This is a genomic window from Aestuariivita sp., from assembly GCF_021404545.1.
Taxonomy (GTDB): Bacteria; Pseudomonadota; Alphaproteobacteria; order Rhodobacterales; family Rhodobacteraceae; genus Aestuariivita.
Genome location: NZ_JAAWWD010000035.1, coordinates 123,940 through 133,260, shown reverse-complemented (window position 1 = coordinate 133,260; position 9,321 = coordinate 123,940). Strand labels below are relative to the sequence as shown.

11 protein-coding genes are annotated in these 9,321 nt (G+C 61.4%); 1 reads left to right on the top strand and 10 read right to left on the bottom strand.

Annotated features, from left to right (window positions below; genetic code table 11):
* Window positions 1–37: 37 nt before the first annotated feature.
* The 9 genes from maiA to hmgA form a co-directional block, all read right to left on the bottom strand.
* Window positions 38–670 (bottom strand): maleylacetoacetate isomerase, encoded by a 633-nt coding sequence (gene maiA / locus HEP69_RS11490; protein WP_290558669.1) that lies wholly within the window; start codon window positions 668–670, stop codon window positions 38–40.
* Window positions 663–860 carry a DUF2783 domain-containing protein gene (locus HEP69_RS11485; protein WP_290558668.1) on the bottom strand — a complete coding sequence of 66 codons (198 nt, stop codon included), beginning with the start codon at window positions 858–860 and terminating at the stop codon, window positions 663–665. The genes maiA and HEP69_RS11485 overlap by 8 nt, the downstream gene beginning before the upstream one ends.
* Window positions 857–2,476, bottom strand: coding sequence for an FAD-dependent oxidoreductase (locus HEP69_RS11480; protein ID WP_290558667.1), 1,620 nt, complete (start codon window positions 2,474–2,476; stop codon window positions 857–859). The genes HEP69_RS11485 and HEP69_RS11480 overlap by 4 nt, the downstream gene beginning before the upstream one ends.
* Window positions 2,466–2,681 (bottom strand): hypothetical protein, encoded by a 216-nt coding sequence (locus tag HEP69_RS11475; RefSeq protein WP_290558666.1) that lies wholly within the window; start codon window positions 2,679–2,681, stop codon window positions 2,466–2,468. The genes HEP69_RS11480 and HEP69_RS11475 overlap by 11 nt, the downstream gene beginning before the upstream one ends.
* Entirely contained in the window at window positions 2,678–3,199 is a 522-nt protein-coding gene (locus tag HEP69_RS11470; RefSeq protein WP_290558665.1) for a DinB family protein, read from the bottom strand. The genes HEP69_RS11475 and HEP69_RS11470 overlap by 4 nt, the downstream gene beginning before the upstream one ends.
* A complete protein-coding gene (locus tag HEP69_RS11465; protein WP_290558664.1) occupies window positions 3,196–4,146 on the bottom strand; it encodes an MBL fold metallo-hydrolase in 951 nt (316 codons plus the stop codon). Before HEP69_RS11465 ends, HEP69_RS11470 begins: the two co-directional genes overlap by 4 nt.
* Before the next feature lie 78 nt (window positions 4,147–4,224).
* Window positions 4,225–4,833: a carboxymuconolactone decarboxylase family protein gene (locus HEP69_RS11460; RefSeq protein ID WP_290558663.1), complete on the bottom strand. Its 609-nt coding sequence runs from the start codon at window positions 4,831–4,833 to the stop codon at window positions 4,225–4,227.
* Window positions 4,834–4,845: 12 nt separating this feature from the next.
* Entirely contained in the window at window positions 4,846–6,102 is a 1,257-nt protein-coding gene (gene fahA / locus HEP69_RS11455) for a fumarylacetoacetase (protein ID WP_290558662.1), read from the bottom strand.
* Between the two features lie 74 nt (window positions 6,103–6,176).
* Entirely contained in the window at window positions 6,177–7,538 is a 1,362-nt protein-coding gene (gene hmgA / locus HEP69_RS11450; RefSeq protein WP_290558661.1) for a homogentisate 1,2-dioxygenase, read from the bottom strand.
* A gap of 71 nt (window positions 7,539–7,609) precedes the next feature.
* On the opposite strand from hmgA, the gene HEP69_RS11445 reads away from it, so the two are divergent.
* Window positions 7,610–8,050 (top strand): MarR family winged helix-turn-helix transcriptional regulator, encoded by a 441-nt coding sequence (locus tag HEP69_RS11445; protein ID WP_290558660.1) that lies wholly within the window; start codon window positions 7,610–7,612, stop codon window positions 8,048–8,050.
* Between the two features lie 75 nt (window positions 8,051–8,125).
* On the opposite strand, the gene HEP69_RS11440 is transcribed toward HEP69_RS11445, so the two are convergent.
* Window positions 8,126–8,935: a division plane positioning ATPase MipZ gene (locus HEP69_RS11440; protein WP_290558659.1), complete on the bottom strand. Its 810-nt coding sequence runs from the start codon at window positions 8,933–8,935 to the stop codon at window positions 8,126–8,128.
* Window positions 8,936–9,321: the final 386 nt, after the last annotated feature.

Genomic DNA, 9,321 nt, shown 5'->3' with positions numbered 1-9,321 from the left:
CCCAACCCCCCCGCCGGTATTTTGAAAGAGAAGAAGATCAGGGTTGGTGTCGATCCGGATGGGCCGCCTGAAAGCCGGGGTGTGCCTCGCAGGCGGTGACGGCGGCCATGGTGCGGGGCAAGTCGGCGATCTCCGCCTCCCAGCGCCGTGCGTTATAGACCTGCGGCATGAGGCAGATATCGACCAGTGTGGGGGTGTCCCCGCAGGCGAAAGGGGTCTGCTCATAGGCATTCAGCAACGCCTCGAACGCGACCATGCCGGGGCGGATGAAGCGGACCATCCAGTCCGCGCGCGCCTCTTCGCGGCCTGTGATCTGGACCGCATAGGCCGCGACCTGCAGGTTACAGACCGGATGGATATCAACCGCGATGGCATGGGCCAGCGCCTGCATCCGGGCGCGTGCGGCCGGATCCTTGGGCAAAAGGCCCAGATCGCGGGTCTGGTCGAGATAATCGAGGATCGCCAGAGATTGCGTGAGCCGCAGCCCGTCGATATCGAGAACCGGCACGAAGCCTTGCGGGTTGCGCGCCAGATGTTCGGGCGATTTATGCGCCTTGCCGGGCAGGTCGACCGGAACCGATCTGTAGTCTATCCCGGCCAGGTTCAGCGCGATCCGGCAGCGATAGCTGGCCGAGGAGCGCCAGAAATCATAGAGTGTGACCTCAGCCATCGGCGTAGCTCTGTGCGGTTTGCATCAACTCGATCAGGATTGCCGGATCGCCGATCTGATTGGCCATCAGCAGCACCAGCCGCGCGTTGAGCGCATGGCTGGCATCCTCGCTCAGGCCCTCATGGGCCGCCATCAGCGCGTTATACACATCGTCTTGATTGGGGCTGAGGCGGTCGGGGTAGATGGTCATTGGCTATCCTCCGGGATCTGTCCCATGGCACGCGACATCGCGGCCTCGACATCCGCGATGGTGGGCGATTTGAAGACCGCACAGACATGGCCGTCCGGGCGGAAGAGATAGGCCATCTCGGCCCCATAGCGGCGCATGGCGTGATTGTGCGTTGCGGTGAAACAGGGGTAATCGGCGCGTTGGTTGATGCCGATCCGATTGACGCCCCGCACCTCTGGCAGCATCACATCGCCAAAACCCACCAGTGTGAACGCGCCCTGCACCTCGGCAATCAGCCAGGTGTCGCCGCGCGGACCTGAAAGCGGCGCATCGACTGCCGCGCGGCCCGGCGCGATCTGCGCTGCGGTACCGGGGGTTTGCAGATCGAACCCTTCGAGTGAACAGGGCACCGACAGACGCCCCGAATTCAGCAGTTTCTGCGCGAAGGGCTGGTTATGGGCCAGGCGCAGCGCCTCGGCCCGGAAAAGTGCCTCGACCGGGGTTTTGGGCGTCATGAAATTGGTGGCGCGCGCCGAGTTGAGGATATTCTCGGCCGAGCCATGGCTGCGTTCGTCGTGATAGGTGTCGATCAGGGCGGTATGGGCCTGACCGTTGAGGACCGCGGCCAGTTTCCAGCCCAGATTGTCCACGTCCTGAATGCCGCCATTGCCGCCGCGTGCGCCAAAGGGCGAGACCACATGCGCGCTGTCGCCGACAAAGATCACGCGGCCATGCACGAATTGGTCGAGCTTGATGCAACGGAATTTATAGATGCTCATCCAATCCAGTTTGAACGGCTTGTTGCCCACGATGGCCTTGATCCGGGGCAGGACCTTTTCCTCGGTCGCCTCAGTCTTGGCATCGGCACCCACATCCAGTTGCAAATCGATGCGGTAGATATTGTCGGGCTGCATATGCAGCAGCGCCGATTTGCCCGGATGGAAGGGCGGATCGAACCAGAACCAGCGTTCGGGCACGTCTTGATCGCCGAAGGGGCTGTCCTCCATCTCGATATCGGCGATGAGGAACTGTTCCTGAAAGGTCTGGCCGGTGAAGTCGAGGCCCATCCGTTCCCGCGTGGGCGAGCCTGCGCCGTCGCAGGCGATCAGCCAATCGGCCTCCAGCGTGTAGGGGCCATCCGGCGTCTCGACAGTGAGCACCACGTGATCGTCTTTGCCTGCGTGATCGGTGACTTTGTTCTTGAACCGCAGGTCGATCATGTCGGGGAAGTCCTGCGCGCGGTCGATCAGGTATTCTTCAACGTAATACTGCTGAAGGTTGATGAAGGCGGGATATTTGTGCCCGTCTTCGGGGAGAAGGTCGAAGGAGTAAACCTGTCGCTCTCCATGGAACTGGCGGCCCACCTTCCAGGTCACACCCTTGTCCAGCATCCGTTCGCCCACGCCGAGACGGTCGAAGATTTCAAGCGTGCGTTTGGCCCAGCAGATCGCCCGCGAGCCGACAGAGACGACGTTATTGTCATCCAGCACGACCGATTTGATGCCGCGCTGCGCCAGATCGATGGCCATGGCAAGGCCGATGGGACCGGCCCCGACGATGACCACCGGGTGGCGCGGTTCGGTGCCGTTCAGCCCCGGCGGGGCAACATAGGGGTAAGGGGCGTAATCATAAGCCATCGGAGTAATCTCCCTTCATCAATTTGCGGATCGTCCAGAGGATGGTGCCACCGAAAAACAGGGTGGAGATGCCGATCACCTCGAACATGGCGGGGCCGGTCGGCATCCCACGATAGAGAATGGCCCCCGCCATCATCGCAAGGCCTGCGATGGAAAAGGCGAGGCGGAAATTCAGATCCGCCTTGGTGGGGCCGTATTTGCTCATGACCAATAGGCCGCCGCCGAGGGGACGCGCCCATAGGTGAGATAGAAATCATCCAGCTGAGGCGGAGCGATCCCGGCCTCCTGAAGCTGCACATGGGCCTGGCCGCGATGGTGGATCTGATGCTGAAAAAGATGCAGCAGGACGGCCCCGACCTTTTCCTCGACCGGGCCGTCGGCGCGCGCGGTGATGCAGGTTTCGCTCAGCCGCTCGTCCGTCAGGCCCTTGCAGATCCGCGCCAGACGCAGATCGGTTGCGGCTTGAGCCGTGCCCAACGCGTTCGGGTCATCAATCTCGGCCGCGTCAAAGACGGTGCGGCCCAGACCGCCGCCTTCAAGCGCGTCCAGGTAGTAGAGATCGACCATATGGATATGGTTGAGCGTCGCTTTCAGCGAAGGGAAGAACCCCGGGCGGGGGGCTCTGAATGCCCTCTGCCCCAAACCCGACAGGGCCGCATAAAGCGTGGCATTGGCCCAGGCGTTGTTGAGCGCCATGCGGTGATATGCGAGGGGCGCGTTCACCCCTGCAACGCCTCCCACATTTCGATATCGCGCTGGGCGGTCCAGATGCGCGGTGTGTCGATGCCGCGCGCCTCGTCATAGGCGCGCGCGACGTTGAAAGGCAGGCAATGCTCGTAAATCGCGTAATCTGCGAATTTCGGGTCGCAGACCTCGCGCACGGCGTCCCAGGCTTCTTTCAGGCTGCCGCCTCGGGCGGCGACGCGGGCGGCGGGGCGGTAGGTGCTGTCGACGAAATCGCGGGTGTTTTCGATGGCCTTGTTCACCATCTCCTGGCCGACAAGCGCGTCGCCGCGACCCGGTGCTATGGCGTCCACGTCGAACCATTTGATCGCGTCCAACGTATCGCCCCAATCGGCGAAATGCCCGTCGCCGCAATAGCAGGCGGAGTGGTATTCGACGATATCGCCGGTGAACATCACGTTCTGGTCGGGGACGTGGATCACAATGTCTCCGGCGGTATGGGCACGGCCCAGATGCATCAGATCCACGCGGCGATTGCCCAGATAGACCGTCATCGTGTCGCTGAAGGTCGTGGTGGGCCAGGTCAGGCCCGGGATGCTTTCGTGGCCCTGGAAGAGGCGCGGGAAACGTTGAAACTCGCTGTCCCAGTCTTCCTGTCCGCGTTCGACGACCATCCCGCGGGCCATGTCGGACATGATAACTTGGGGGGCGTCAAAGGCCGAGGCGCCCAGCACGCGCACGGCGTGGTAGTGGGTCAGCGCCACATGGGTGATCGGTTTGTCCGTCACCTCGCGCACCTTTTCGATCACCTTGCCCGCCAGACGCGGGGTCGCTTGCGCCTCGACGATCATCACACTGTCATCGCCGATGATCACGCCGGAATTGGGGTCGCCCTCGGCAGTGAAGGCATAAAGACCCGCGCCGATTTCGTCGAAGGTGATGGTCTTTTCCGTCATGTCGCCCTGGGAGGCAAAGGCCTTGGCCATGTCTTTTGTCCTTTGAACTTGGTGCCGGTAGCAGCTGGCGTGTTCCGTATTTGAAAAGAGAAGAAGCGCAAAGCGCACCTAGGATGTGGGCGCGACGGTGTCTTCCATCCCGTGTTTGCCGCCATCCCAGCCGGGCATGGCTTGAATGGCGACCTGCGCGGGTTTTGGTTCCATTGTCGTGGCCATCGTGTCGTTCCATCGATTGAGATAGCCAAAAAGCGCGATGGAGGCGACGATTTCCACGATCTCGGCCTCGGTGAAGTGTTTCTTCAACGTGTCAAAATGTTCGGGGTCAACCGTGTTGGGCACGCCCGCTGCTTCACGCGCGAGCACCAGCGCGGCACGTTCCGCGTCGGTAAAGAGGGGGGAGGTTTCGCAGTCCCAGACCGCGTTGATCTTGTCGTCCGGCACCTCGTAGACATGGCTGAGATTGGCCATATGACCCTGGCAATAGCGGCACCCGGTGGCCATCGAGGTCATCAGTGCGACCATCATTTTCAGCGCTTCGGGCACGGTGCCTTCATAGAGGATCGCCTGGTTCAGCTCCATGAAGGCCGCCGCGATATTGGGGCGGCGGCCCATGGTCAGGATCGAGTTGGGCAAAAACCCCCGGATCGCGTCATAGCGCGCGAAAGCCTCCTCGAACTGGGGCAGGTCGGATCGGTTGAGCGGATCGATATGGGGCATGCCGCAGTGTCCTCAGCGTTTGTAGGGATCGTCAAGCGCGGGCAAGAGCTGCCCGGTGCAGTCGCCGAACCCGATGATATAGCCGTCGCCCTCCGCAAAGCCCTTGAGCGTCAGCGTATCGCCATCCTCAAGAAAGGCGCGTTCCTCTCCGGTGTCGAGCGTCAGCGGTTCTTTCCCGCCCCAGCTGAGTTCCAGAAGCGAGCCGCGTTCGGGCTTGGTGGCCCCCGAGATGGTGCCGGAGCCCAATAGATCGCCGACATTCATCGGGCAGCCGCTGGTCGAGTGGTGCGCCAGCTGCTGGGCCGAGGAATAATACATCTCGCGGTAATTGGTGCGTGCGATGGTGGTGGCGGGCTGTCCTTCGGGGGCCAGATCGACGGCGAGCTTGATGTCATAGAGCATTGGCCCTGCGTCCTTGAGGTGGTCGAGCAGCTCGAACTGACGCTCGGGCGTGTCCACTCGGAAGGGCTCAAGTGCTGCTTTGGTGACGATCCAGGGGCTGATCGAGGTGGCAGTGGCCTTGGCTTGGAAAGGCCCAAGCGGCTGGTACTCCCAGGCCTGGATGTCGCGGGCCGACCAGTCATTCAAGAGGACATAGCCAAAGATCATGTCGTCGGCCTCCTCTACCGAGACAGGCCCGTCCGAGGTCATGCCGACAATCGCGCCCATCTCCAGTTCCAGATCGAACCGGCGCGAGGGCAGGAAGGCGGGCAGGTCCTGATCGGGGGATTTGAGCTGGCCCCAGGGGCGGCGGATCTCGGTGCCCGAGACGACGACGGAAGAGGCGCGGCCATTATATCCGATGGGGATATGCAGCCAGTTGGGCGGCAGCGCATTTTCGGCGCCCCGGAACATGGTTCCCACATTTGTGGCGTGGTGGCGGCCTGCGTAGAAATCGGTGAACTCGCTGACCGCGAAGGGCATGTGCAGCTCGGCCTCGGCCATCGGGACGAGGAGCGGCTCGACCTTGTCCCGCTCGCTCGCATCCTCGGCCAGAAGGGCGTTCAAGCGTGCGCGCAGGGCAGCCCACACAGCGGGGCCTTCCTCCATCAGTTCGTTCCAGAACGGCACGTCAAAGAGTGGGTAGTCGGCCAGTGTGATCAGCCCATCGGCCTCGGCGGCTTCCATGTCGAGGATCATATCGCCGATGGCCACGCCTGGGCGAGGATCGGTGCCTTCGGTTGAAAAGACGCCGTAGGGCAGGTTGTTGAGAGGAAAGGGATGGCCTTGCGCGTTGGCGCTTGTCACCCAGCTTTTCATCAGGGGCATTCGTATTTCCTTTTGTCGGGGGTGGCGGGATAAATCCCGCCCTACGTAGGGCGGGACTTGTCCCGCCGCACACCTTACTTCTTGCCGGGCGTTCCGTCGAACTTCTTCTCCAGATCCGTCCAGCAGTCGATGTAATCATCCTGTAACGGCGCCTCATTTGCGGCAAAACTGGTCAGATGTTGGGGAAAACGCGTCTCGAACATGAACGACATGGTATTGTCGAGCTTGTCGGGTTGCAGATCGGCATTTGAGGCCCCCTCGAAGGCATTCTTGTCCGGCCCATGCGGCAGCATCATGTTGTGCAGGCTCATGCCGCCCGGAACAAAGCCCTGTGGCTTGGCATCGTACTGGCCATAGATGTTGCCCATCAGTTCCGACATGATGTTCTTGTGATACCAGGGGGGACGGAACGTATCCTCCATCACCATCCAGCGTTCGCGGAACAGAACAAAGTCGATATTGGCGGTGCCCGGCACGCCGGAGGCGGCGGTCAGCACGGTGAAAATCGACGGATCGGGATGGTCAAAGAGGATCGAACCCACCGGGCAATAGGTGCGCAGATCGTACTTGACCGGTGCGTAATTGCCGTGCCAGGCCACCACGTCAAGCGGCGAATGCCCAATCTTGGTTTCGTGGAACTGACCGCACCACTTGACGGTAACGCTAGAGGGCGCGTCGCGGTCCTCGAACGCGGCGACAGGTGTTTTGAAGTCCCGGCGGTTTGCCATGCAGTTGGCACCGATGGGGCCGCGACCGGGCAGCTCGAATTTCTGTCCGTAATTCTCGCAGACAAAGCCGCGTGCGGGCCCTTCCAGCACCTCGACCCGGTAGACCAGCCCGCGCGGGATGATCGCGATCTCCTTGGGCTCCAGATCGATGATGCCCAACTCGGTTGCAAAGCGCAGGCGCCCTTCCTGCGGGACGATCAAAAGCTCACTGTCGGCCGAGAAGAAATAGGCATCTTCCATCGATTGCGTCACCAGATAGATGTGGCTGGCCATACCCACCTGTGTGTTCACGTCGCCCGCCGTCGTCATCGTGCGCATGCCCGTCAGCCAGGTCAGTGGCGTGTCGGTCTGCGGCACCGGATCCCAGCGATACTGACCCAGTGAGATCACGTCAGGATCCACATGCGGCGCCGATTTCCAGTAGGGCAGGTCGATCTTTTGGAACCGGTGCGTGTGCTTGACCGAGGGCCGGATACGGTAACACCAGGTCCGCTCGTTCTGATGGCTGGGCGCGGTAAAGGCAGTGCCGGTCAACTGTTCGCCGTAAAGGCCATAGTTACATTTTTGCGGGCTGTTCATGCCCTGTGGCAGCGCGCCGGGCAGGGCTTCTGTCTCGAAATCATTGCCAAAGCCGGGCATATACCCTTCGGTTGTTCCGGTGGGTGAGCTGGCCTGGACGAAATTGTGGGGGCTTGTGGGACGATTCATGGGCGATTCCTCCTAATTTGGTTGCGGTGGTAATAGTTGTTTTTGTAACTAACAAGGAGGAGGCCTGTCGCATGCCCGAAAAAGATGATTTCGACCTACAGTTTTTCCTGCCTTACCTGCTCAACCAGGCCGCAGAGGAAAGCAGCCTCGCGTTTCAGCAGGTTTACAAGCGCCGCTATGGGATGCTGCGCACGGAATGGCGGGTGCTGTTTCACCTGGGCATCTACGGAGAGATGACCGCGAAACAGATTTCCCAGCGCGCCCGGATGCACAAGACCAAGATCAGCCGAGCGGTGCAGAAACTGGCGGATCGGCGGTTGCTTACGCGGGTCCGTGACGATCGTGATCGCCGATCTGAGATACTGGTGCTGACACCGGCAGGGCAAGGAGCCTATCGCGAGCTGCATCAGGTGGCCTGTGACTATGATGCGGCGTTGACCTCTGGCATGTCTAAGGCGGAAGTGCAGACGCTCAGACGGCTTTTGGTGCAACTGGCGCGCCGACAAATCTGAGGCCAGGTCGCGCAGGGGACTCCGCGCGCATTGGTCCGGTCGGCCTTTCCGGATCTGAACGGTCGGTGGTGAGGCTCAGAAGTCGACCTCGACCCCCGGCAGGTTCAGGCCTTTCATCATGTCGCGCAACTCCTGCCGGGCAGCGACGTTCGAGATATTGAGCTGTTTGACACCGATATCGCGCAGATCAAGCAAGGTAAGGCCGCGCGGAAAAAGCTCGCGGAAGATCACCCGCTCGGAAAAGCCCGAGACCGTGCGGAACCCGATACGCGCCGAGAGCATCTCGATGGCGCGTTCCATCTTTTCCTTGTTAACCATGCGCTGGGTGCCCAGACGATTGCGGATGACGATCCAGTCGATGGGTTTCAGACCGGCTTGGGCGCGCAACTGACGCGCGTTCCAGACCATTTCGGAATAGACCGACGGGCCCAGTATCTTTTCGGCGCGCGAGTCGATCCGCGCCAAAAGATCGAAATCGATAAAGCTGTCATTCAGCGGCGTGATCAGCGTGTCGGCCAGTGAATGGGCCACCTGGCTCAGGCGGGTATGCGATCCGGGGCAATCGATCAGAATGAAATCGCTGTCGGGCTCCAGTCGCGCGACGGCGGCCGAGAGGCGGTGATCATAGATGTTCTCGCCCGGTTTCAGGGTCGCGGCATCGATCTCGGGCAGGTCATGAAAATCCAGCCGCGGCAGATCGAGCCCGGATTTCTGAATGAACGTGCGGCGGTTCTCGATATACCGGCTGAGCGTGCGCTGGCGCAGATCGAGGTCGAGACAGCTGACCTTGTGCCCCAACCGCGACAAGGCACTGGCCACGTGCATCGACACCGTGGACTTGCCCGCGCCGCCCTTTTCGTTCCCCACAACAATGATATGCGCCATGCCCGCGTCCCTTTGTGCCGCCTCTTTGAGGGCGGTGAAACAGGTTTGGCACACTATATGTTGTGTTAGCGGCCTTGGAAAGCGGTCATGCAGCCAAAGAGCACGAGTTTTTCCGGCAGATCGACACGGGCAAACAGCCGCCCCCAAGAAAGGCAACCGGCCGGGGCACGCAAGAACCCTCGGCATCGGCTTCATCAAAAAGCGGCGCCCGGTGAACGGCTTTTTGATCTTGCGACTGCCCGCTCTTGGGCCAGCCTGCACCCCTTCTGGGCAACCGGCGCCAAAACAGTCAGAGATCGCGGCTTTGGCACGTGCCGACCGGGCAAATCCTCGCTCAAACACACCAAGCCTGTGGGATAACGCGGAACTCACGTCCACCCCGTCGC

Bases quoted from the DNA above. Each gene is read 5' to 3' on its own strand.
- HEP69_RS11445 (WP_290558660.1), top strand. From the start codon at position 7,610: ATGCCCGAAAAAGATGATTTCGACCTACAGTTTTTCCTGCCTTACCTG.
- HEP69_RS11440 (WP_290558659.1), bottom strand. From the start codon at position 8,935: ATGGCGCATATCATTGTTGTGGGGAACGAAAAGGGCGGCGCGGGCAAG.
- HEP69_RS11475 (WP_290558666.1), bottom strand. From the start codon at position 2,681: ATGAGCAAATACGGCCCCACCAAGGCGGATCTGAATTTCCGCCTCGCC.
- HEP69_RS11480 (WP_290558667.1), bottom strand. From the start codon at position 2,476: ATGGCTTATGATTACGCCCCTTACCCCTATGTTGCCCCGCCGGGGCTG.
- fahA (WP_290558662.1), bottom strand. From the start codon at position 6,102: ATGCCCCTGATGAAAAGCTGGGTGACAAGCGCCAACGCGCAAGGCCAT.
- HEP69_RS11485 (WP_290558668.1), bottom strand. From the start codon at position 860: ATGACCATCTACCCCGACCGCCTCAGCCCCAATCAAGACGATGTGTAT.
- HEP69_RS11460 (WP_290558663.1), bottom strand. From the start codon at position 4,833: ATGCCCCATATCGATCCGCTCAACCGATCCGACCTGCCCCAGTTCGAG.
- maiA (WP_290558669.1), bottom strand. From the start codon at position 670: ATGGCTGAGGTCACACTCTATGATTTCTGGCGCTCCTCGGCCAGCTAT.
- HEP69_RS11465 (WP_290558664.1), bottom strand. From the start codon at position 4,146: ATGGCCAAGGCCTTTGCCTCCCAGGGCGACATGACGGAAAAGACCATC.
- hmgA (WP_290558661.1), bottom strand. From the start codon at position 7,538: ATGAATCGTCCCACAAGCCCCCACAATTTCGTCCAGGCCAGCTCACCC.